This window comes from Ruegeria sp. BF7 (assembly GCF_056538605.1).
Genome location: NZ_JBQFTM010000002.1, coordinates 299,010 through 320,031, shown reverse-complemented (window position 1 = coordinate 320,031; position 21,022 = coordinate 299,010). Strand labels below are relative to the sequence as shown.

Below are 21,022 nucleotides of genomic sequence, written 5' to 3'. Positions count from 1 at the left end.
CGCGGGGCCGCGTGTTGTTATTCTGCGGCGGCTTCGAGTTTGTCCTGCGTGCGGGTTTCAAAGTCGCTGGCGTCGTGGCGCTCGTGCAGCTGAGTGTGCGCCTCACCAAACGCGCGGTTGACCATACGACCCCGCTGAACCGCAGGGCGCGCATCGACGGCCTTGGCCCAACGCATCACATTTTTATAGGACTCTACATCCAGGAACTCGGCCGCGCTGTACAGACGGCCCAGAACCAGCTGGCCATACCAGGGCCAGATCGCCATGTCAGCGATGGTATAGTCTTCACCCGCGATATAGGTGTTCTCGGCCAGTTGACGGTCCAGAACGTCCAGTTGACGCTTGGCTTCCATGGCGAAGCGGTTGATCGGGTATTCCCATTTCTCGGGCGCGTACGCGTAGAAGTGGCCGAACCCTCCGCCCAGATAGGGCGCGCTGCCCATCTGCCAGAAGACCCAGTTCATCACCTCAGTCCGCTTGTGGCCGGATTTCGGCAGGAAGGCGTCGAATTTCTCGGCCAGGTGGAACAGGATCGAAGCGCTTTCGAAAACGCGCACAGGCGCGTCACCCGAGCGATCCCACAGCGCGGGGATTTTCGAGTTCGGGTTCGCCTCGACAAAGCCCGAGCCGAACTGGTCGCCCTCGCCGATATTGATCAGCCATGCATTGTATTCAGCACCTTCATGACCCAGCGCCAGCAGCTCCTCCAGCATGACGGTCACTTTGACACCATTCGGGGTCGCCAGCGAATACAACTGCAGCGGATGGCGTCCGACTGGCAGGTCCTTGTCATGGGTGGCACCAGCGATGGGGCGGTTGATATTGGCAAATTGGCCACCGCTTTCGCTATCCCATGTCCAGACTTCGGGGGGCGTATATGGGGATTGCTCGGTCATCTGTCGTCTTTCTCAGCAAAGTTCGAGTGAATTGTCCGTCCGCCATAACAGCTAATGTTGCAATGCCCTGAGTCCAACCCCGGATGTGAAAGAGGTTTTGTAACAATCGGGGGCGAACTTCTCACGATTTTTCATCCGACCTCACAGCGGCGCGAGCAGGACTGCCCATCGGAGCGAAAATACCTATTCTCTCTGCAACGCCATACCCAAAGGACAAAAGGATTGACCCTATGAAACGCTTTGCCCTGACTTTCGCGACTGCTCTGACCCTTGCCGCTCCGGCTTTTGCCGGGGATCAATATGTGGACGGCACCGGCTTTGCCGTGTCAGGTTATGACGTAGTTGCCTATCGCGGACTGGATCAGGTGCCAGTTGGCCAGTCCCAGCCCGATGCGGTGCGCGGCCATGCGGATATCACGGCGGATTACAACGGTGCGACCTGGGCGTTTTCGTCTGAAGAGAACCGCGACAAGTTCCTTGAAAACCCGGCTTATTACGCACCGCAATACGATGGCCACTGCGCCTATGGCGTCTCGAAAGGCGGTAAGGTTCCGGCGAACCCGAACCTGTGGCGGATCGTTGATGACAAACTGTACCTGAACATTACGGATGTGGTTGTCGGGTTCTGGGAAGAGGATGTCCCTGGGAACATCAATCTTGCTGAAGGAAACTGGCCGGGGATCGAAGCCGATGGCGCATCGACAAGCGTTATTCCAAAATTCACCTCGGAAGGTCCGGTTGCGAACTAAACCGACACTGGTTAAAGATTAACCCGGTCTTCACAAGGCCGGGATTTTTTCATTCAGCTGGCCAGCCAAAAGTCATCCCTCATTTGCTGATCCGCATCAAACTTGATGCGCACGCTTTTTGCTCCGGGGAATTTTCGTGCTGTGATCGTTTCCGGAACCACGACCTCACCCGCGCCGGAATCATTGGACTGAAAGCTTAGCACCTCGGTTTCCAATCGCCGGGCCGCAGCCAGAAACGAGGTCGGCAGCGCCACACGATTCGACCCTTCCTGCACCGGGGTCGGAACGAAATAAGTCAGATGACGGCCATAGAAACCGACCGCATCAGGGACATGGTCTGCTTCTGCGATGCCGTGTGGGTCTGGGTTTGGATCGGCACCGTCCGGGCTGTGTGCCAGAGCGGTGTTAAGCAATACGCGACAGGCGTCTATGTCGGTGCTTTCCAGTTCGATCACGCGTTTGCGCAACTTCGGCCGTCGGGGCGCGCCGGCGGTTTTCCCTTTGGTGGTCAGTCCTTCGCGGCGCAAAAAGTCATACGCCTCTTTGGCACGTGCAAAATGGGTGCAGTCGCCATTTCTATGATCTGGATGAGCGCGAAATGCGATGTGGCGCCAGGCGTCCCGGATATCGTCGGAACCTGCAGTCTGGTCCAATCCCAGAGCCGCCAATGCATCAGCACGTGCATTTATCTTCTCAACTGGCTCCATGCCCAAGTAACTCTTTAAACAAACACAACAACCTCAGTTTGAGGAGGCGCAGGGTTTTGTCAAATTTTGCGAAAATTTATTGCGGCTCAAGGGACAGTTTGCCCCAGAGAAGACTATTGTTCTCGCATGAGCTGCGGCTTCCAAACGCGCCGCAACCCCACGAAAAAAGCCCGGAGCCTGAGCGGGATCCGGGCGAAGGTAACTAACAGGAAGACTCAGGCGACGTTCTGCAGTTCGGCCCGTGGTGTGATACCCAGCGCAAAGCACACGTCACGTGTCAGCTCTGGCCGGTTCAGCGTGTAGAAATGCAGCTTGTCCACGCCGCCATCGATCAGGTCGGAACACAGCTCAGTACACAGGGCGGTGGCCAGCAGATCTTCACGATCGTCGCGTACCGCCTTTTCAAAGGCGTGTTCGATCCAGTCGGGAATATGTGTCCCACACCGGCGCGCAAAGTTGCGGGCACCTTTCCAGTTCTCGATCGGCAGGATGCCGGGCACGATGGGCTTGTCGATGCCAGCCTTTTCGCAGGCGTCGCGGAACCGGAAATACGTCTCGGCTTCGAAGAAGAACTGAGTCAGTGCTTCGTCCGCACCGGCGTCCAGCTTGGCCTTGAGCCAGTCAACATCCGCCGCAAAATCACGCGCTTCCGGGTGCTTGTCGGGATATGCCCCAACGCGAATGCTGAACATCTCGGTTTCCGACAGCGCTTCGATCAATTCAACCGAATTGGCGAACCCTTCTGGGTGTGGCTGGAAGCGATCCTGGCCCTTGGGCGGGTCGCCTCGCAGGGCAACAATACTCTGTACTCCGGCTCGTGCGAAGGTATCCGCGATTTCAAGTGTCTCTTGGCGTGACGCGTCAACGCAAGTCAGATGCGCGGCTACCTGCAGGCCAGACGACTTGTGCAGCGTCGCCACTGCCTCGCGCGTCAACTCTCGCGTTGTGCCCCCTGCACCATACGTGACCGAGACAAAACGCGGCTCCAAAGGTGCCAGAGTCTGAACCGTGTCCCAGAGGCGGAACGACGCCTCAAGAGATTGCGGAGGGAAGAACTCGAATGAGATTTCTGGTTTTGTCATAGTTGCCTCACAGGTCCAAACTGAAACACTTGTGCCAGTTTCCGCATTGTGAGACAAACTCATATTACTCAAGAACAACATGAGTCACATTGCAATGCACATTGAATTTCGCCACCTGCGTACGATCAAAGCTATTCATGAATGCGGTGGCCTAGCCCGTGCGGCGGACCAGTTGAATATTACGCAATCGGCTTTAAGTCATCAAATCAAAGGATTAGAGGATCAAGCCGGAGTCGAGCTGTTTCTGCGCCGGTCCAAGCCGATGAAGCTGTCGGCGGCAGGGTTGCGCCTGTTGCGGTTGGCGGAACAGATTCTGCCGCAGGTCGAAGCGACGCAGCAGGAGTTTTCGTCGCTGCGCGATGGCCGCACCGGGCGAATGCATATCGCTATCGAATGCCACGCCTGTTTTGAATGGCTGTTTCCGGTGCTGGAGTCCTTCCGTAAATCCTGGGGCGATGTAGATGTCGATATCCGTCCGGGCCTTGCTTTTGATGCGTTGCCCGCATTGCAGAAGGAAGAGGTCGATCTAGTCGTCTCATCCGATCCCGAGGATCTGCCGGGCGTCGAGTTCATCGAACTGTTCGACTATGACGCGGTTTTTGTTGCGGCTTCGTCGCATCCTTTGGCGCAGAAGGATTTCATTGAGGCCGAGGATTTCCGTGGCCAAACCCTGATCACCTATCCGGTCGAACGCACCCGTCTGGATATCTTCAGCCAGTTGCTGATCCCCGCACGGGTCGAACCTGCCGCGATCCGACAGGTCGAACTGACTGCGGTAATCCTGTTGCTGGTGGCGTCGAACCGGGGTGTTTCAGTGCTGCCCGATTGGGTCGTGCGCGAAGTAAAGTACAATTCCGACTACGTCACCCGCCCGCTGACAAAAGATGGAATCACCCGCAGGCTTTACGCTGCGGTGCGCACCGAAGATCTTGAAAAACCCTACGTGCAAAAGTTAATCGAACTGGCGGGAACCGAGGCGCGCAAACTACAGAAGCAATAGGTGCGAAATGCGGATCTGCTATGCGCATCATTCCTCTTGGCAAGGGCGCATTGCCCCAGTATACGCGCGGTTTGACCGAACAGGAGCCGTTGGACAATGGTAGGCAGTGCAAACCTCAACATCATGATCAAGGCCGCGCGTAAGGCGGGGCGTTCGTTGGTCAAGGATTTTCGCGAAGTCGAGAACCTTCAGGTGTCGATGAAAGGCGCGGGTGACTTTGTCTCCAAGGCAGATATTGCAGCCGAGGAAATCCTGAAAGAGGAACTGCTGGGCGCGCGGCCGACCTACGGCTGGCTGGCCGAAGAGGGCGGTTCCATCGCTGGCGAAGATCCGACCCGCCGCTGGATCGTTGACCCGCTGGACGGCACTACAAACTTCCTGCACGGCCTGCCGCATTGGGCGATCTCGATCGCGCTGGAGCACAAGGGCAAGATTGTCGCCGGTGTGATCTACGACGCCGCCAAGGACGAGATGTTCTTCGCTGAAAAAGGCGAAGGCGCATGGATGAACGACACCCGAATTCGTGTCTCGGGCCGTCATCGCATGATCGAATCGATCTTCTCGACTGGCCTGCCGTTTGGTGGCCGTTCGGACCTGCCTGCCACGCTGCAGGATCTGGCCCGCCTGATGCCCGTGTGCGCCGGTGTGCGCCGTTGGGGCGCTGCGGCGCTGGACATGGCCTATGTGGCCGCGGGTCGCTATGAAGGGTTCTGGGAACGTCGGTTGAACGCCTGGGACGTGGCTGCAGGGATCATCATCGTGAAAGAGGCCGGTGGCTTTGTGCAGGCCCTGAACTCTGAAGGCAGCGTGCTGGAGGATGGTGAGGTGATCTGTTCGAACGAACCGATCTTCGATCAGTTCTCCAAGGTGATCCGGGGCTAATACCCCGATATACCCGTTGAGCAAGCGCGCCCCGTTGGAGGTGCGCTTTTTCGTTTCAGAGTGTGGCGCGCAGCGCCGGGCCTGTCGCATCCGCAAAACGCGCGGCACCGGAGGCGATGGTTAGGCCCTTTAGCCCGACGCCGGTTCCATCAAACAGGATGATCTCACCCTAGCTTGTCCGCCCGGGGCGATCGCGACCGATGACCGCGTCGGTGGGGTAACTTGCGCGGCCTTCAGGTCACCGCTGCCGACGACATGTTGTGCCTCGCTGATGGATATCGATTGGACGACCTCGTCGGCGAATACAGAGGCGTGCGCCACTGGTGCGATGTCGACCATATGCTTGCCTTTTGTGCCGGTGATTTAGCCTCCAAACTGAATTGGTCCACCGCTGTGTTTCGTAAACGGAGGACCAAGAATGGCAAACAAGCGACCACAGCTCGAAGGGATTGTCTTGAAGGTAAGGCAAGTTGAGGTGCCGATAGGGCAGGATATGTCCCGACTGGACGCGATCGGACAGATCGGAGTTGTGGATCAAACTTATTAACGCTGGTGTAAACAATATGGTGGAATGGGTGAAGATCAACTGATGGAACTGAAGTGCCTTCAGCTGGGGAATGACAGGTTGAGGTGATTGGATTTGAGACCGGCGCTCGACAAGTTGATCTTAAGGGAAGCTGCGAAGGGAAAATTCTGAGCCCCGCTCGTCGTCGCGCTTGCATCGATCATGTGCGCAGCCAGTTAAAAGAGTCTGAACGCAGGGCCTGCCATGTTATGGGGCAACATTGTTCGACAAAGGTGCATGTTCCAAGAGACCGAGCAGATGAGGATCGGTTGGTTGCCGATGCGATCGAGCCGGCGAGACAATATGGTTGCAATGGCTACCGTCGGATTACGGCCAGAGTATCGAAACTAAGTCTGGACACATGGTTTCGTTCATTGCCGGTTAGATGATGGGAAGGTGTTCCGCAATAAAAATGTCCTTGATGGACACAGCCGGGAATGTCTGGCGAACCAGTTGAAGCGCAGGCTGAACTCCACTGATGTAATTGATGTTCTTTCAGACCTGTTCATCCTGCGTGGCGCTCCCGACTTCCTCCAGTCAGACAATGGCCCTGAATTCGTTGCACATGCTGTCCGAAATTGGATCGCCGCCGCCTGCGCAATGATCGCTTGCATAGAACCAGGGGCACTTCGGGAGAACGGATATTGCGTGACCTTCTACAGATTGCTCGAGGCTCAATTTCTGATCGAATTATTAGGGAAACACATAGCAAAAAAGTGCGAAGTGCATTGGGCTGCCGCCCACCGGCCCCTGAAACCGACATCCTGATAGAACTGAGGCCAATCACACACAAAAACCAGTTTGGACCACTCAGATGAGACCGCTCATTGAAGGCCCCGGCCTCCTGATAGTTCTCGCTTTTGAAGAACCGTTGCGCGCCGGTTAGCTCGTCCGGATAGTCGGACCGCAGGGCAGATGTGCGGTTGAAATGGGGTTCGATCCGCTCATTCGCCTCGTGAAATTAGGAGAGCGTCAGGCAGCCGACAGTGGTTAGCGCGTTCAAGATTAATCTCTTTTTTACGCCGCCCGGTTCGATAGGTTAGTTCAGATCGGCCATGGTCATTTTGATCCTAGCGAGGCCGGACAGCACCATAACGTCCGTCAGGTTGCCCAGATCGCAGATGCGGAAGGCCTTGCCATTCATCTCGCCCAGCCAGATGCTAAAACTGACGCCATCCGCGTTGAAGGCATATTCAGTCGGGTATTGCTGTTAAAGTCCTCAGGGTTGACGCAGAGAATTGCAAACCTGTCGCTAGAAGGAAGCCCTTTTGCGATGCCGGCAAAGCGATATCGATGCCCAAGTCATCATAGTCGAACGGCATTGAGGGCAGCGAGTTGGTGCAATCCACGAACAGGATCGCAGGTTGGACACTGGCATCCATCGCCCTGCGCTTCGCTGCCATGTCTGAGCGCACCCAGGGGACTGTTTCGCTATGGGTGACCAGGACTGCCTTGATCTCATGGTCCGTGTCTGCTGCCAGAGCATCGGCAAACTTCTCCGCCGGCGCTCTGCTGCTCTAGGGGCTCCCGATGATCCGCACGTCCAGACCGTGATGCTGGCACAGATTGATCAAAGGATGGATGTACATCCCATACCGTGCCATCAGAACCGCATCCTTGGGGCTGAGTGTGTTGATCACCGCAACCTCCCACTCACTCGTTCCGCTGGCAGGTAAAGTGATGACCTGACCCGTGGTTGTTTCAAAAACCTTTTTCTGTCCTCTAGCGGCGGTGAGAATGTCCCAACAAAATCCGGAGTGCAGAGGTCCTGGGTCTGAACGTGTATCGCCTGCCGCAGCCGGTTCGGGATGTCCGCCGGGCGCGCGTAAGACGATACTGGCTGCGATGAATCCGCATGCGGCCAGTATGTTCCTCAGTTCGGTCAATCCCGATCGTTTTATGGGCCGCAGGCAGATGCCAGGCTCGGACCTGACGGTGGATTTAGACAAGTTCGTGGCTGGGGATGGTCGTAGGACCACGAAGAACAGTACGAAGGAATGCTCGGTATCGGAGCCGTCATCAACAACGACCGTGCCGCACCCTGCGCCGGGATTTCCGTTTCTGGCCCGTCTGTCCGTATTCACGGGAACAGGGCACTGGAATTTGGCGCTTTGGTGAAAGATGCGGCGCAGGAAATCACGCGCTTCAGCGGCGGCTGAGTACCGTATCAAGCAAAGGGTTGCCCTTTATTTACGCGGTATCCGCGGGATACGGGATTGCGACAGTTTGTAATTGTGCTCGGGGTGGGGCGGGTGGCCGTGGGTACGGCTCCAATATGCCGGCCCACCGCGTTTCAACCAAAGCGGGATGCACAGGATCAGGCCGACAAGGAAGCCGCCGGTATGCGCCCAATAGGCGACGCCGCCTTCGTCCGGGTTGCTGGCGAAGCTGCCGACGAACTGGATGCCCAGCCAGATGCCCAGCATGATAAAGGCCGGAATTGTGAAGACCCGGAAATAGACGATCAGGATCAACAGGACGTCCACGCGGGCCTTCGGGAACAAAAGGAGATAGCCCCCCATCACTCCGGCGATAGCGCCTGACGCGCCAATCGTCGGCACCACCGAGGCCGGAGCGGTGATGACGTGGATCAACCCCGCGCCTACGCCGGCGACCAGATAGAACAGTAAGAAGGGCAGGTGGCCCATCTCGTCTTCGAGGTTGTCGCCGAAAATCCACAGAAACAGCATATTGCCCGCCAGATGCATCCAACCTCCGTGCAGGAACATCGAAGTCACGAGTGTTTCCAGCGCAAACCCGTCAGTGATCCGCGACGGGATGACCGCGTAGTCGAAATAGAGCCGACTTATCAGCCTCTCGTTACCCATGAACCCCACATAGCTGAGAAAAATCAGGATATTGGCCGCCATCAGAAGATAGACGACATATGGCGTACGCCCCGAGGGGTTATGGTCACGGATCGGAAACATGCGGCGACGCTGGGCTTTTCGCAGCCCAGCGTCAAGATACGGTTACGCCGCACCTCCCAACAGGGCGGCGTTACCGCCTGCGGCGGTAGTATCGACGCAGACGTGGCGCTCGCCCAATACGCGCGCGCGGTCAGGGTGCCCCGGGATCAGCGGCAGGATGGGACCGTTGCGGCGGGCCAAGCGACGTTCGATTTCACGCGCTGTGTCTTCGTCGCCCCACCAGAGTACACCTGAAAACCCGGTGGCGTTCTCGAGCCGGTGCAGATCCATCATGCCAGTTGCCTGGATGGCCGTGCCACCCAGAGATTTAACGGCCTCGGCTTGTGCTCGTGTCGCGTCCGGTCCCGGACCCATACATAGTAGGGGTGCACGAGGGGTTTCGCTCAGCCGGTTGGATTCGCCCGTCGGGCCGGGCAGGGACTGAGTGCGGATGGCGACGGGTTGGCCCTGCGGGGCGGGCAGGTCACCCATGGTACTGTCCCATTGCGCCGTGCTGTTCTGCCGATCCGGCGCGCAGAAGCGGGCCATGTAGTTCGGTCCACCCGCCTTGGGTCCGGTGCCCGACAACCCTTCGCCGCCGAATGGCTGAGAACCGACGATGGCCCCGATCTGGTTGCGGTTGACATAGATGTTGCCCGCGTGAACGGCCTCGGTGATGTGCTGCACACGGTCGTCGATGCGGGTGTGCAGGCCAAAGGTCAGCCCATAGCCGGTTGCGTTGATGTCGGCGATGACCTGATCGATCTCTGACGCCTTGAATCGCGCCACATGCAGAACAGGGCCAAAGACCTCGCGTTCCAGCGCAGCAATTCCAGAGAGTTCGATCAGGGTAGGGGCGATGAAGGTGCCCTCGGGCGGCGTGGCTAGTTCCTTCAGAACCCGCCCTTCTGCACGGGCCTGTGCGATGTGATCCGCGATTCCCTGCAATGCGTCCTGATCAATGACCGGGCCGCAATCGGTGGTCAGCATCCATGGGTCTCCGACCTTCAACGCCCCCATCGCACCGGTCAGCATGGTCAGCAGGTCGTCGGCGATGTCTTCTTGCACGTAAAGGCATCGCAGGGCCGAACACCTTTGCCCCGCCGATTGAAATGCGCTTTCTATGATGGACTGTACGGCCTGTTCGGGCAGCGCGGTACTGTCCACGATCATCGCATTCAACCCACCGGTCTCGGCGATCAAAGGCGTTCCGGGCCGCAGGTTGTCCGCCATGGCTGCGCGGATTTTCATCGCCGTCGCGGTCGAGCCGGTGAACGCCACGCCTGACACGCGCGGGTCAGACGTCAGCGCAGCACCAACCGATGGTCCACCAGGCAGCAATTGCAGCACGTCGCGTGGTACGCCAGCCTCGTGCAGCAGTTGCACGGCCCGGTGTGCGATCAGAGGGGTCTGCGGCGCTGGTTTTGCGAGAACGGCGTTGCCAGTGGCCAATGCGGCGGAAATCTGGCCGGTGAAAATCGCCAACGGGAAGTTCCACGGGCTGATACATGTGAACGTTCCCGCCGGTTCGGCCTGCGGGATGTTGGCCGCATAGTACCGAAGGAAATCCACAGCCTCGCGGAGTTCGGCCACCGCGTCGGGAACGGACTTGCCTGCCTCACGCGCCAGCAGGGCGAACAGTTCACCGTAATGCGCTTCGTACAGATCAGCGGCGACGTTCAGGACGCGCGCGCGATCCGCGGCAGGAACCTGCCACAGGCTGGCCGAGGCCAGAGACAGTTCGACATCTTGTGCGCTGGCCGCAGCGACGGCACCGGGCCGGTCCTGCGGGTTTGCAGGGTTGGTAACCGGCTGGTCTTCTCCGGGACGCGCATCTTCCGACAGCAGCGGTTGTGCGTACCAGTGATGGGCCCGGAATTCGTCCCGGGCTGCGTCGATCCGGTCGAGCGTCGGCGTATGGTGCAGGTCGAATCCCATGGAGTTCGGACGTTCGGGCTGAAACAGTTCAGGCCCGGTTGGCAGGCTGGGTTTCGGTTCCTGAATGGTAACGAACGGGTCCGAAGCGACCTCTTCCGGCGGCACGGCCTCATCCACGATCTGGTTCACGAAAGACGAGTTCGCACCGTTTTCCAGCAGGCGCCGGACGAGATAGGCCAGAAGGTCCCGATGCGCCCCAACGGGGGCGTAAATCCGGCAGCGCGTGTTGCTCTGGTTCTTGACGATCTGGTGCAGGGTTTCGCCCATGCCATGCAGGCGCTGAAACTCGAACGGCTGATCATTGGCCATATGCAGGATGGCACTGACCGTATGCGCGTTGTGAGTGGCGAATTGCGGGTAGATTCGGTTGGTCATTCCCAGCAGTTTGCGCGCATTGGCGATGTACGAGATGTCGGTCGCCTCTTTGCGGGTAAACACGGGGAAGCCTGTGACACCCTCGACCTGAGCGCGCTTGATTTCGGTGTCCCAATAGGCACCTTTGACCAGCCGCACCATCAACTTGCGGTCATGGCGCTCCGCCATGTTATAGAGCGTATCCAGCACGATCCCGGCGCGCGGGCCGTAAGCCTGCACCACGATCCCGAACCCGTCCCATCCGGCGAGGGCGGGCTCGGCCATCACCTCTTCGATCACCTGCAAGGACAGCGACAGACGGTCGGCTTCCTCGGCATCGACGTTCAGACCCATTCCGGCCGCCTTGGCCAACAGGCAGAGCGCGCGCAGGCGGGGCACAAGCTCATCCATCACGCGCTGTTCCTGTGCGAGTTCATAGCGAGGGTGCAGCGCCGAAAGTTTTACTGAAATTCCGGGATTGGCGCGAATGTCATCATGGGTACACGCATCTGCAATGGCGGCAATCGCGCGCGAGTAAGACAGGTGATAGCGGGCGGCGTCGGCCTCGGTGCGTGCTGCCTCGCCCAGCATGTCGTAGGAATAGGTGTAGCCCTTGGCTTCCATCGCGTTGGCGCGGTCCATGGCAGATCGGATCGTCTCGCCTAGAACGAATTGGCGGCCCATCTCTTTCATCGCACGGCCTACGGCGGTGCGGATCACCGGCTCACCCAGTCTTTTGATCGCCCCGCGCAGAGCACTGACCGGCGAGGCTCTGCCCTCATCCAGTACCTTGCCCGTCAGCATCAGCGCCCAGGTCGATGCGTTCACCAGAGACGATGAGGACTGACCAAGATGCTTTCCCCAATCCGACGGCGCGATCTTGTCCTCGATCAGCGCGTCAATCGTGTCGGCATCCGGGACCCGCAGCAGCGCTTCGGCCAGACACATCAGCGCGACGCCTTCATCGGTGGACAGGCCATATTCAGCCAAAAACACCTCCATCATACCGGGTGAGGTGCTGGACCGGATATCGCGCACCAACTGCGCTGCCGCCGCGCAAATCGCGACGCGGTCGGGTTCGCTCAGTTCCGACTGTGCGATCAGGACATCCAGAATTTCGGACTGATCGGCATAGGTCCGGCTGTCGATATGGGTGCGCAGGCTGTGTGTCATGTATCCTCCGAGCTTTTGTTAAATATAGGATCGATTTTGCGGGATGATTGCCTTAATTTTGAGTTGAGAGAGGCGAATGGACTGAAATTTTGTGAGGTTTCGATGCAAATGAACCGCCCCGATCTGGACCGGTTTGACCGGGCGATCCTGACGATTCTGGCCGAGGACGGGCGTATCTCGGTCGCAGATCTGGCGCGACGCATCGGGTTGTCGAAATCCCCGACTCAAGCCCGCGTAAAAAGGCTTGAGGCCGAAGGGATCATCACCGGATACCGGGCTCTGCTGGACCCGATCCGTCTTGGGCTGGACCATGTCGCCTTTGTCGAGGTGCGCCTGACCGACACGCGCGAAAAGGCATTGGCCGAGTTCAACTCGGCGGTACGCAAGGTCGCCGAGATCGAGCAAGCCCATATGATCGCGTCGAATTTCGATTATCTGCTGAAAATCCGCACCGGTTCGATGTCGGAATATCGCGCCGTTCTGGCCGAGAAAATCTCCTCCCTGCCGCATGTGGCCAATACTTCTACTTTCGTGGCCATGGAGGCCGTTAAAGAAACCGGTGTATCAGGGGCCCTCGAAGGGATGGGTTGACGAAACGTTCGGTGGCGCCACCATTGGATCATGAAACAGATCGCTTTCGCCTTCATCCTGTTGACCGTTTATACACCCGCGCAAGCCGGGGAATGCCCGGCTGCACCAGATCACAGCGCGGGTGTCAGCGGAGTTATCGCGCAAATCCAGAAGGCCGAGACCGAGCGGGCCGCCCGAACCCTATCGAGTCAGTTGTGGGAGTTCTGGGCGGACGCGCCTGATGCAAGTTCACAACGGTTGCTGGACCGTGGAATGGCGCGTCTCAGGGCGTCGGACTTGCTGGGTGCGATTGAGGATTTCGACAAGCTGATCGCCTACTGCCCTACCTATGCCGAAGGGTATAACCAGCGCGCCTTTGCGTATTACCTCGGGCAGGATTTCGCCGCCGCCCTGCCCGATCTGGACAGGGCTATCGAACTATCGCCGAACCATGTGGCCGCGATCAGCGGGCGTGCGTTGACCTTGTTGGGACTAGAAAGGTTGGATGAGGCGCGAGAGACTTTGAATAATGCGCTGCAACTGAACCCGTGGCTGTCGGAACGCCATCTTTTGGGGCCGGGCGGTCCACTGGAGCCGCCCGGTCAGGATATCTGAGGAAAAAACGCCCCCGAACCGCTAGGTCGGAGGCGTTTTCGTATGGCTTACCCAACCAGACCGCTGTCGGCGCGTTTGATCGTGATCACCGAGGAGCGAGGTGTGCCGCCATCGGGCCAGTTGCTTCCCGGGTGCTGGATACCGACAAACATGGTGCGCAGGTCACTGGACCATGCCAGACCGGTGACTTCGCAGCCATTCGGGCCGGTCATGAAGCGCGCGATCTCGCCGGTGACCGGATCACCAACCAGCATCTGGTTGTTGCCGTGACCTGCAAAATCATCCTCGTTGTCGTCATTGCCGTCGGTCTGGATCCAGACCAGGCCGGTCGAGTCGATGGCCATGCCGTCGGGCGAATTGAACAGGTTGCCCTCGTTCACGTTCTGCGAACCGGCGCGATCGTCGGAATGCACGGTCGGGTTTCCGGCCATGACATACAGGTCCCAGTCAAAAGTTTCGGCGGCGTGGTCGTTATTCGCCGGGCGCCATCGCACGATCTGACCGTATTTGTTGGCCTCGCGCGGGTTAGGTCCGTTGACCGAGGTATCGTCACCCCCGGCATTCGGCTTGACGCCCCGGTTCTTGTTGTTGGTCAGGCAGCAGTATGCCTCGACCACGACCGGGCTGGAGGCGACCCATTCCGGACGATCCATGGTGGTGCCGCCGGCCTTGGATGCGGCCATTCGGGTAAAGATCGCGATCTCTGCCTCTTCCATGCCGGTTGTTTCCGGTGTCAGGGGCAACCACGCACCGGTCGCGTCATCAATGAACTTGGCAACGTAAAGCGTGCCATCGTTCAGCAGACTCTCGGTCTCGCCACCCGGCTGGTAGGTGCCGTTCGAGACAAACTTGTACAGGTATTCACCGCGCTCATCGTCGCCCATATAGACAACCACGCGGCCATCGGCAGCAAGTGTCACTTCGGCATTTTCGTGCTTGAAGCGGCCCAGACCGGTGTGCTTGACCGGTGTGCTGTCCGGATTGGTCGGGTCAATTTCAACGATCCAGCCGGCGCGGTGCGGCTCATTGGGGTTTTTCGAGGTGTCGAAACGCGGATCAAAGAATTCGTAGCCGTTCCAGCTTTCGGCCTTGATACCGTACCGTGCCATGCCATCCGCGACCTTCTGATCATAGCTGGCATTCCCGTCAGACGAGCCGAAATAGCCATTAAAGTTCTCTTCGCAAGTCAGGTAAGTGCCCCAAGGTGTCTTGCCCGCACCACAGTTATTCATTGTCCCCAGCGATGTGGTCCCGGTCGGGTCGGCCTCGGTCTTCAGCAGATCGTGACCAGCCGCCGGGCCAACGATCTTCATGGGCGTGTTATGGTGGATGCGACGATTGAAGGGGCTGTCCTTTACAACTGACCAACCATCGGGGCCTTCGGTGATTTCCATGACGGTGACGCCCTGGATGTTTTGCAGCTTCAGAACGTCATCGGCATTGGCTGGCACGCCTTCATTCGCGGCGGGCAGGTTGATCTTGCGGTTCGGGTATTCGTGGTTGATCGCGATCAGTTCGTGACCCTGGAACGAGAACGTCTCCATTCCGTCGGTGTTTTCACCAAACACGCGGTCTGATTTCTCGATCGCACCACCGTCGGTCAGGTCATAACCATCGGCGTCGGAAAACAACGGGTCGCCCCAACGCATCAGCATTTTCCATTCGTACCCTTCCGGGACGTGCACGGTGCCGTCGGTTTGCGCTGCAATCGGAGTGAACGCAAAGCGCGAGGCGGTTTGCGCCTGCGCCGAGGTGGACCCCATCAGGCCCGCCCCCATGGCCGCTGCACCCGAGCCAAAGGCCAACACGCCGCCCAGAAAACCACGCCGCGATATGGCGCTTTCAACAACGTGGTCAAAGTCGTTTTCTTTTGGGCGGGGAAAGTGCAGTTCGTCCCAGTCGTCGGCAGACAAAGTGGTGGGGTCAACGTTGTTCATGGATGGCTCCTGGCGGTCATATGAAAAGTGTTGAATCGGATGTAGTGCGTCTTTGTGACAAGTTGTTGACAGCACTAGTTAGGACGCTGCTTGGGTCATCGGGAAAGGGGTTCTTTCAGGTTTATAAAACAAGCCAAAACCCACCCACTGCATGGTGGATGAGGGCATCGGACAAAGATCACCTTTGCGCGTAGCCGCTTCTCGGCGCAGTTGTTGGTCTTCCGGGGCGATTCGATAGGCCTTGTCGGCCGAAATGCCGAATCTCAGTTCCTGACTTTCCGCGATTGCGAGTTGACCGAACCGTTGTGCCGTTGCTGTATGGTCCCGCAACCTTGTGATGACGTTTGTGTCTCTTCTCAGTTTTTCGGCATGGTTTACGCAAACAGCCAACGGACCTTCATCGAACAGGAACAAGTCTTCGGGTTGGCTGCCGATGGTGTTCAGCCTTTCAGCAGCCATTTGGGCAGGAAGTTCCTCGACAGAGACCTCGGAAAACCGGCAACAAACTGGTTGGAGAGGTTGTTGTACAGCTCCGTCAGGTGCCGACCTGTGCCACCCGCCCGTCTTGTAGTACGACCAGCGTCATTAACTTGGTTCGGTCATGGGTGACACAAATCATGGGGATATCCAATGCTCAGTACTGGTTCGCAAATTCGATCCGCGTTCACACACAAAAGCTGGATTTGCCGCAGCCCGACAAAGACGACAAGTTTTCCGTCCTCGACCGTCAGGAATATGTCCTTCAGGACATGCACATTGCCGAAGCTTTTTTCACGTTTGTCCAGGCCAGAGTGGGCATGATTTGTACACTTGTAGAGAAACGGGTTGACCGGCGCGGGTACCTTCATCGCCGCCCAGACAAATGGAGAGGGATTGGACGGTGTCAGTCTATGGCGCGTCAAGTCGTTGTTTACAGCATTGGTGCGCAGAAAACTGGCCTGCTCGGCGTCACTCAGTTTCTGATGGTCGGGTTCATCGGGTATTTCGATGGTACGGTCTCGGTCGATTTTGTGGATCAGCAATCTGCCGACCTTGGTATGGTTGTTGATATCGGTCGATGCGCCCTTATTGCTGACGGTGATTGAAACAGAACCGTTGGTCTAGGCAATACCTGTCACGAGAAATGCGGCCTCTGACATCACCAGGGACCTTCTGGCCTCGTACCAACCGACCGAGCTTTTATCGAAGGCCATCTGGAACGGGCCGCGCGTCGGTGATCTGGTTCATCGTGTCCACATAATGCACTTTACAGGCCACGGCAGGCGAGGCGGTTTGCATCAACGCGTTTCGCAACTCCCGATCCGGACTCGAGGATTGTTGATTCCGGTACAGGCGGAATATCAGGGTCTGCATAGATCGCATGCCTTGGCGATCAGGCGCATCCACGAGGGATGGTGGCGCAGGATATACCCTACGCCGGCTTGCGGTTCAGCCAAATGGATGTTTCGACCATGCGCCGTGCACGCCATGTCGGAAAAATCTCAGCGGCTTTGAATTTCTTGGTGTCTTCGTTCATGCCGATACAGATTTCGGTGTTGTCCGAGAAACAACAGGTGACACCCGCATCGCGGATCAACGGCTTGAATGCGCCATACTGAAATCGGCCTTCGTATTGAAGCCCAAGATTTGCCACGACCCGGCGGGAAAGATTGCAGCCCGGTCCTTATCGGTCATTATTTTGCTAAGCGGTGAACAGCACCTGACGGCTTGCCTCGCCCTTCCATTCGTTCGGGCCGATGGCGGTGGAGATGGGTTCCGTTCTCAGTGATCTTGTCAAGTGCGGCAAAGAACTCATCCTCAGTGGTGCTGGGAACTTCACTGTGGATTTCGGCGAGGGCATTCCGGTAGATGAAACCGTGGATCGCCGAGGCCATCGGAACGCAGATACTTACTGCGCATCATCTGTCTGTCACGCCAATTTCGCCACGTCCGAGAGATTGCTCATCGCCTCGACCTCGGACAGATCGATCAGGTGGCCGCCCCAAACAGTGCCAGAAAGATTTAGAACGGGCGGCAGGTGATCAGGCCGCCGACCGAATCCGCGTCGCGTTTCGAGTTCAGAACGGCGTTGTATTCTGCCGGGGCCGAGGGGATGAACTGATCCTAGATGCCGGGGTGTTTGGCTTCGAATGCGGGGAGTATCTGGTCCTGCCGCGGGGTCAGGTCATCGTTGCGCCAGCTTCCGTTGGTCAACGTCAAGTCCTTGGCAAATGCGCTTGTGGTCATCTGGGTTGTGTCCAGCGAGGCCAGCATAAGGCTTCAGTGTGTCATTGTCCTTTGGATTTGCTTGTCGTTTTCAGTTTTGCGCCAGTAATGCGGACACAACCCCGTCGGGTACTTGCAATAGCATACAGGCATCCGTGGGCGACAAGCCTACGCGTCACGGACGTGGTGGCCTCAGCGATCTGCGACTCGGTCAATGCGCGCCATGCGCTGACCAGATTGCATGAGGTCAGCTATTTTTCGTCAAGGTGCAGGTGTCCAAATTGCGGGGGCATCAAGTGCCCCCGTTTGTTCGCCATAAGATATCTATGTGACACCACCTGTCCTGGTTCTTCTTTCTCCTTGAAATTTTGGAACTATTTTTGCCAATTTTCGGGAAAAAAACTGTGGCTTTCGGGACGCGTGGGCATTCTTAGTCTTAAAAGGTATTGTAATGGTATTGTTCTGGCCGAGTCTTGAGATAGGGCGGAATTAGCGGTTGATGGCGGCGGAAGGCGCTGCCGGGTGGCTTGTGAGGTTAATGACATGAACCGTTGTGTTGAAGCCGGGGCCGCCAATGTCTCACCCAGTTTTGACAGGATGCTCGCGCATATTCGGGGCGGGCTTGATGCCTTGTCCCGGCAGATCGGTGGGGTTGCTGCCGCAATCTCAGCTGCCGCACAGGCTGGTAACTCTGTTGCCGTAGAGGTTTTGCAAGCCATGGCCGATTGCATCACCGAAACCGCGAAATGGCAGGGCTGGCAATCGGGTGAGGCGATCTGCCCGGCCGGTGGCGGAATCCCGGAAAAAGCCCGCTTTATGTCCAGTTGCGTCTCCGGCTGCAAGAGGGGCTCGATACCAGAGTGCTGGCTCTGAACGCCGAGCTGCCCTCGGAACGGTAACTGGTAGAGATCACCGATCTGTCACGGGTTACCGTGCGCAAAGCGATAAAGGACCTGGTTCAGAAGGGCGTGACTGAGTAGCGGCAGGGCTCGGGCTCGTTCATTCGTGAGCGCGCGCTGCGGGTGGAGCAATCGCTGACGCATCTGACATCTTTTTCCGAGGGCATGTCGATTCGAGGTGCGCTACATCCTCGTAATGGCAGGAGCGCGGTGTCTTTACGCCCCCCCCGGAGAAGTTGAGGCGTTGAGCCTGAAAGACGGTGAACAGATTTTCCACATCCATCGCCTGCGTGAGGCCGAGTTGCTGCTGAACCTGCTTGCTGCCCCGGTCGGGCCGTCGGTCAGCTCGATCTAGGGTGTGGGTCTGCGGGTCAAGGGGCGTTGTGCCTGTCGGTGCCCGGTTGGGACAAAGCAAGGGTTTTTTAGGCATGACACGGTTCTTGAAATCCGGGGGCGGGTAATCGTCGCCATCACCAATGACGAAAGCTCGCGACTGGCCGGGATGACCGACGCGGTGCTGCCTGTGCACGAGGGGCCGGAACTGAGCGTGGCCGCGACCAAGACTATTGTCACCCCTTTGGTGGTTGGGCTTTGGTTACAGGCAGAGATCAGGGGCGACAGTGAATTGTCCGGCGCGATCCAGTCCATACCGGGGCATTTGGCGCGGGCCGCGCCATGTGACTGGACGGAGGTGGCCGAGGCGATAACGGGTGTGTCGCTGTTCACGCTGGGCTGCGGTCCGTCCTTTGCGATGTCCAACTAGGCCGCGCTGAAAATCAAGAAAACCTTCCAGATTCAAGCCGGAAGTTATTCGGTCGCCGAAGTCTTGCATGGGCCGGTTTCGATCGCGGAAAACGGGCTCCCCACTATTGTCTCCACTGCATGAGATGCGGCAGAACAGACTACAGCCGATGCTGCAGATACTCTGGTGGTCAAAGGGGCTGCGGTTATTGCGTCAACCGACAAGGCGAAACGCTCTCAGAGCCTGCCAGTCACACGAACCGATCATTGGCTGACGGATCCCATTGCCACCATCACCTCTTTTTACGGTATGGTCGAGGCCTTGGCCCGCGCCGGTGGAATCGACCCTGACGCGCCGCGCCATCTGAGAAAGGTGACAGAGAAAGTATGACCTCAGGTTCAGTGACATTTCGCAATGGGGCCCTGTTTGATGGCGGGCGCCTGCATTTCGGCCAGGCGATTGTTTTTCGCGACGGTGCGCTGGCCGCGCTAGTGCCTGAGGAGCAGGCAACATCCGAAGGGCAGGTTATTGATCTGAACGGGGATATCCTATGCCCCGGGTATGTCGATCTGCAGGTCAATGGCGGCGATGGGGTGATGTTCAACGACGACCCCTCGGTCGGCACGATCCGACGAATTGCCGAGGCGCATCGCCGGTTGGGTGTGGCGTCTTTGCTGCCTACCCTGATTACAGACACGCCCGAGAAGACAAGGGCCGCCATCCAGGCCGCGATAGAGGCGGTGCATTCGGATGTTCCGGGCGTGGCCGGGCTGCACCTGGAGGGGCCGCACCTGTCCGTTGCGCGTAAGGGAGCACATGACTGGGCGATGATCCGCCCGATGGAGGATGCAGACGTGGCGGCCCTGATCGCGGCGGCGGGGGAACTGCCGTGCCTCATGGTGACCGTCGCGCCCGAATCCGTGTCCGAGCAACAGGTAAAGGTTTTATTCGATGCGGGTGTTCTGGTGTCGTTGGGCCATACCAACGCAGATTTCGCGACGTGCCAGCGTTATGCCATGGCAGGTGCGCGCTGTGTGACGCATCTGTTCAATGCCATGAGCCAACTGGGCAGCCGCGAACCGGGTCTGGTCGGTGCGGCACTGGCCAATGGCGGCTTGTCAGCGGGGCTGATCGCCGACGGTATCCATGTTCACCCCGAGGTGATGCGCGCTGCGTGGGCCGCTAAAACCGCGCCAGGTCAAATCTTTTTGGTCAGCGACGCGATGGCCGTTGCGGGCACGGATCAGAACGCGTTCGAACTGGAAGGCCGCCGAATTGCGCGGACAGATGGGCGGTTGACGCTTGGGGACGGAACACTGGCCGGGGCCGATCTGGACCTGACTACGGCCATCCGCAATCTTGTTACTCAGGTGGGGGTGCCACTGCAGGAGGCGCTGGTCGCTGCAACGACCTATCCGGCGTCACTGATCGGCCAAACGGCTGCGCAGCCGCTGCAATATGAGTCGATGATCCGGATTTCGTCTGATCTCGACACATGTGACTGGCTTCCGGCGCAGGCGTAGCACGGCCACTATTCACGGTTCGCCAAGGCTGTGCACAGAAATTGGAATCCACCGTCGAACGGCGCTTGACGGCGTCAGGCGCATCGCTTAAACCGACCTGCGCTGAGCGGGCGTCGTATACTGGCTATTACCTCAGCCTTCCAAGCTGATGAAGCGGGTTCGATTCCCGCCGCCCGCTCCAAGTCAGCCCTGAAATTCTGCGTCAAATGGCCCTGAGAAGGGATCAATTTGCGATGCGCAGCTTGACCCGGCGGTGCGCTGCCGCCAAGAAGCGGG

Annotated in this window: 21 protein-coding genes, 1 tRNA gene and 2 pseudogenes; 13 read left to right on the top strand and 11 right to left on the bottom strand. The window is 58.4% G+C overall.

All coding sequences use genetic code 11. The features are described from left to right. Positions 1 to 17 precede the first annotated feature (17 nt). The gene (gene yghU / locus ACR0IK_RS07455) at positions 18 to 896 is read right to left on the bottom strand and encodes a glutathione-dependent disulfide-bond oxidoreductase (protein WP_480641001.1); all 879 of its coding nucleotides are present in this window, start codon (positions 894 to 896) and stop codon (positions 18 to 20) included. 230 nt (positions 897 to 1,126) lie between these two features. Here yghU and ACR0IK_RS07450 point away from each other — a divergent pair, with 230 nt between their 5' ends. Then, on the top strand, positions 1,127 to 1,645 hold the full coding sequence (locus tag ACR0IK_RS07450) for a YHS domain-containing (seleno)protein (RefSeq protein ID WP_480641000.1): 519 nt from the start codon (positions 1,127 to 1,129) through the stop codon (positions 1,643 to 1,645). A gap of 53 nt (positions 1,646 to 1,698) precedes the next feature. On the opposite strand, the gene ACR0IK_RS07445 is transcribed toward ACR0IK_RS07450, so the two are convergent. Beyond that, entirely contained in the window at positions 1,699 to 2,352 is a 654-nt protein-coding gene (locus ACR0IK_RS07445; RefSeq protein ID WP_480640999.1) for a DnaJ domain-containing protein, read from the bottom strand. Between the two features lie 215 nt (positions 2,353 to 2,567). Further along, entirely contained in the window at positions 2,568 to 3,434 is an 867-nt protein-coding gene (gene metF / locus ACR0IK_RS07440) for a methylenetetrahydrofolate reductase [NAD(P)H] (protein WP_480590154.1), read from the bottom strand. A 94-nt stretch (positions 3,435 to 3,528) separates the two neighbouring features. Here metF and ACR0IK_RS07435 point away from each other — a divergent pair, with 94 nt between their 5' ends. The 3 genes and pseudogenes from ACR0IK_RS07435 (at position 3,529) to ACR0IK_RS07425 (ending at position 6,699) form a co-directional block, all read left to right on the top strand. Then, the gene (locus ACR0IK_RS07435) at positions 3,529 to 4,434 is read left to right on the top strand and encodes a LysR family transcriptional regulator (RefSeq protein ID WP_480640998.1); all 906 of its coding nucleotides are present in this window, start codon (positions 3,529 to 3,531) and stop codon (positions 4,432 to 4,434) included. 96 nt (positions 4,435 to 4,530) lie between these two features. Next, positions 4,531 to 5,316, top strand: a complete 786-nt coding sequence (locus tag ACR0IK_RS07430; RefSeq protein ID WP_480590150.1) for an inositol monophosphatase family protein — start codon at positions 4,531 to 4,533, stop codon at positions 5,314 to 5,316. Positions 5,317 to 5,734: 418 nt separating this feature from the next. Next, positions 5,735 to 6,699: pseudogene (locus ACR0IK_RS07425) on the top strand (DDE-type integrase/transposase/recombinase). A 375-nt stretch (positions 6,700 to 7,074) separates the two neighbouring features. Here the strand turns inward: ACR0IK_RS07425 and ACR0IK_RS07420 are convergent. Together ACR0IK_RS07420 and ACR0IK_RS07415 are read right to left on the bottom strand one after the other, a co-directional pair. Next, positions 7,075 to 7,284, bottom strand: coding sequence for a hypothetical protein (locus ACR0IK_RS07420; protein ID WP_480640997.1), 210 nt, complete (start codon positions 7,282 to 7,284; stop codon positions 7,075 to 7,077). A gap of 114 nt (positions 7,285 to 7,398) precedes the next feature. Next, the gene (locus tag ACR0IK_RS07415) at positions 7,399 to 7,521 is read right to left on the bottom strand and encodes a hypothetical protein (RefSeq protein ID WP_480640996.1); all 123 of its coding nucleotides are present in this window, start codon (positions 7,519 to 7,521) and stop codon (positions 7,399 to 7,401) included. Positions 7,522 to 7,866: 345 nt separating this feature from the next. On the opposite strand from ACR0IK_RS07415, the pseudogene ACR0IK_RS07410 reads away from it, so the two are divergent. After that, positions 7,867 to 8,040, top strand: a pseudogene (locus tag ACR0IK_RS07410) (IclR family transcriptional regulator domain-containing protein); the annotation flags it as partial. A 27-nt stretch (positions 8,041 to 8,067) separates the two neighbouring features. Here ACR0IK_RS07410 and ACR0IK_RS07405 read toward each other — a convergent pair. Together ACR0IK_RS07405 and putA are read right to left on the bottom strand one after the other, a co-directional pair. Beyond that, on the bottom strand, positions 8,068 to 8,811 hold the full coding sequence (locus ACR0IK_RS07405) for a rhomboid family intramembrane serine protease (protein WP_480590146.1): 744 nt from the start codon (positions 8,809 to 8,811) through the stop codon (positions 8,068 to 8,070). A 42-nt stretch (positions 8,812 to 8,853) separates the two neighbouring features. Continuing rightward, entirely contained in the window at positions 8,854 to 12,255 is a 3,402-nt protein-coding gene (gene putA, locus ACR0IK_RS07400) for a bifunctional proline dehydrogenase/L-glutamate gamma-semialdehyde dehydrogenase PutA (RefSeq protein WP_480640995.1), read from the bottom strand. A gap of 102 nt (positions 12,256 to 12,357) precedes the next feature. Between putA and ACR0IK_RS07395 the strand changes: the two genes are divergently transcribed. Continuing rightward, positions 12,358 to 12,846 carry an Lrp/AsnC family transcriptional regulator gene (locus tag ACR0IK_RS07395; RefSeq protein ID WP_480590142.1) on the top strand — a complete coding sequence of 163 codons (489 nt, stop codon included), beginning with the start codon at positions 12,358 to 12,360 and terminating at the stop codon, positions 12,844 to 12,846. A 30-nt stretch (positions 12,847 to 12,876) separates the two neighbouring features. Beyond that, positions 12,877 to 13,440 carry a tetratricopeptide repeat protein gene (locus ACR0IK_RS07390; protein WP_480640994.1) on the top strand — a complete coding sequence of 188 codons (564 nt, stop codon included), beginning with the start codon at positions 12,877 to 12,879 and terminating at the stop codon, positions 13,438 to 13,440. 47 nt (positions 13,441 to 13,487) lie between these two features. Here ACR0IK_RS07390 and ACR0IK_RS07385 read toward each other — a convergent pair whose 3' ends face one another. Both ACR0IK_RS07385 and ACR0IK_RS07380 read right to left on the bottom strand, forming a co-directional pair. Then, on the bottom strand, positions 13,488 to 15,377 hold the full coding sequence (locus ACR0IK_RS07385; protein WP_480640993.1) for a PhoX family protein: 1,890 nt from the start codon (positions 15,375 to 15,377) through the stop codon (positions 13,488 to 13,490). 78 nt (positions 15,378 to 15,455) lie between these two features. Then, positions 15,456 to 15,836, bottom strand: coding sequence for a hypothetical protein (locus ACR0IK_RS07380; RefSeq protein ID WP_480640992.1), 381 nt, complete (start codon positions 15,834 to 15,836; stop codon positions 15,456 to 15,458). A 158-nt stretch (positions 15,837 to 15,994) separates the two neighbouring features. On the opposite strand from ACR0IK_RS07380, the gene ACR0IK_RS07375 reads away from it, so the two are divergent. Next, complete coding sequence (locus tag ACR0IK_RS07375; protein ID WP_480640991.1) at positions 15,995 to 16,462, top strand: hypothetical protein; 468 nt, start codon at positions 15,995 to 15,997, stop codon at positions 16,460 to 16,462. 326 nt (positions 16,463 to 16,788) lie between these two features. Here the strand turns inward: ACR0IK_RS07375 and ACR0IK_RS07370 are convergent, their stop codons facing one another. Further along, on the bottom strand, positions 16,789 to 17,010 hold the full coding sequence (locus ACR0IK_RS07370) for a hypothetical protein (RefSeq protein WP_480640990.1): 222 nt from the start codon (positions 17,008 to 17,010) through the stop codon (positions 16,789 to 16,791). A gap of 470 nt (positions 17,011 to 17,480) precedes the next feature. Continuing rightward, the gene (locus ACR0IK_RS07365; protein WP_480640989.1) at positions 17,481 to 17,603 is read right to left on the bottom strand and encodes a hypothetical protein; all 123 of its coding nucleotides are present in this window, start codon (positions 17,601 to 17,603) and stop codon (positions 17,481 to 17,483) included. A gap of 522 nt (positions 17,604 to 18,125) precedes the next feature. Between ACR0IK_RS07365 and ACR0IK_RS07360 the strand changes: the two genes are divergently transcribed. The 5 genes from ACR0IK_RS07360 (at position 18,126) to ACR0IK_RS07340 (ending at position 20,927) form a co-directional block, all read left to right on the top strand. Further along, the gene (locus ACR0IK_RS07360) at positions 18,126 to 18,455 is read left to right on the top strand and encodes a hypothetical protein (protein WP_480640987.1); all 330 of its coding nucleotides are present in this window, start codon (positions 18,126 to 18,128) and stop codon (positions 18,453 to 18,455) included. Positions 18,456 to 18,839: 384 nt separating this feature from the next. Continuing rightward, positions 18,840 to 19,244: an SIS domain-containing protein gene (locus tag ACR0IK_RS07355; protein WP_480640985.1), complete on the top strand. Its 405-nt coding sequence runs from the start codon at positions 18,840 to 18,842 to the stop codon at positions 19,242 to 19,244. A 165-nt stretch (positions 19,245 to 19,409) separates the two neighbouring features. Then, positions 19,410 to 19,613, top strand: coding sequence for a hypothetical protein (locus ACR0IK_RS07350; RefSeq protein WP_480640984.1), 204 nt, complete (start codon positions 19,410 to 19,412; stop codon positions 19,611 to 19,613). Next, positions 19,610 to 20,746: an N-acetylglucosamine-6-phosphate deacetylase gene (gene nagA, locus ACR0IK_RS07345; protein ID WP_480640983.1), complete on the top strand. Its 1,137-nt coding sequence runs from the start codon at positions 19,610 to 19,612 to the stop codon at positions 20,744 to 20,746. The genes ACR0IK_RS07350 and nagA overlap by 4 nt, the downstream gene beginning before the upstream one ends. A 106-nt stretch (positions 20,747 to 20,852) precedes the next feature. Then, positions 20,853 to 20,927, top strand: a tRNA-Gly gene (locus ACR0IK_RS07340). Positions 20,928 to 21,022: the final 95 nt, after the last annotated feature.

Bases quoted from the DNA above. Each gene is read 5' to 3' on its own strand.
- nagA (WP_480640983.1), top strand. From the start codon at position 19,610: ATGACCTCAGGTTCAGTGACATTTCGCAATGGGGCCCTGTTTGATGGC.
- ACR0IK_RS07380 (WP_480640992.1), bottom strand. From the start codon at position 15,836: ATGGCTGCTGAAAGGCTGAACACCATCGGCAGCCAACCCGAAGACTTG.
- ACR0IK_RS07360 (WP_480640987.1), top strand. From the start codon at position 18,126: ATGAACCGTTGTGTTGAAGCCGGGGCCGCCAATGTCTCACCCAGTTTT.
- ACR0IK_RS07390 (WP_480640994.1), top strand. From the start codon at position 12,877: ATGAAACAGATCGCTTTCGCCTTCATCCTGTTGACCGTTTATACACCC.
- ACR0IK_RS07405 (WP_480590146.1), bottom strand. From the start codon at position 8,811: ATGTTTCCGATCCGTGACCATAACCCCTCGGGGCGTACGCCATATGTC.
- ACR0IK_RS07385 (WP_480640993.1), bottom strand. From the start codon at position 15,377: ATGAACAACGTTGACCCCACCACTTTGTCTGCCGACGACTGGGACGAA.
- ACR0IK_RS07430 (WP_480590150.1), top strand. From the start codon at position 4,531: ATGGTAGGCAGTGCAAACCTCAACATCATGATCAAGGCCGCGCGTAAG.
- ACR0IK_RS07365 (WP_480640989.1), bottom strand. From the start codon at position 17,603: ATGACCACAAGCGCATTTGCCAAGGACTTGACGTTGACCAACGGAAGC.
- putA (WP_480640995.1), bottom strand. From the start codon at position 12,255: ATGACACACAGCCTGCGCACCCATATCGACAGCCGGACCTATGCCGAT.
- metF (WP_480590154.1), bottom strand. From the start codon at position 3,434: ATGACAAAACCAGAAATCTCATTCGAGTTCTTCCCTCCGCAATCTCTT.
- yghU (WP_480641001.1), bottom strand. From the start codon at position 896: ATGACCGAGCAATCCCCATATACGCCCCCCGAAGTCTGGACATGGGAT.
- ACR0IK_RS07395 (WP_480590142.1), top strand. From the start codon at position 12,358: ATGCAAATGAACCGCCCCGATCTGGACCGGTTTGACCGGGCGATCCTG.
- ACR0IK_RS07435 (WP_480640998.1), top strand. From the start codon at position 3,529: ATGCACATTGAATTTCGCCACCTGCGTACGATCAAAGCTATTCATGAA.
- ACR0IK_RS07420 (WP_480640997.1), bottom strand. From the start codon at position 7,284: ATGGCAGCGAAGCGCAGGGCGATGGATGCCAGTGTCCAACCTGCGATC.
- ACR0IK_RS07450 (WP_480641000.1), top strand. From the start codon at position 1,127: ATGAAACGCTTTGCCCTGACTTTCGCGACTGCTCTGACCCTTGCCGCT.
- ACR0IK_RS07445 (WP_480640999.1), bottom strand. From the start codon at position 2,352: ATGGAGCCAGTTGAGAAGATAAATGCACGTGCTGATGCATTGGCGGCT.
- ACR0IK_RS07375 (WP_480640991.1), top strand. From the start codon at position 15,995: ATGGGGATATCCAATGCTCAGTACTGGTTCGCAAATTCGATCCGCGTT.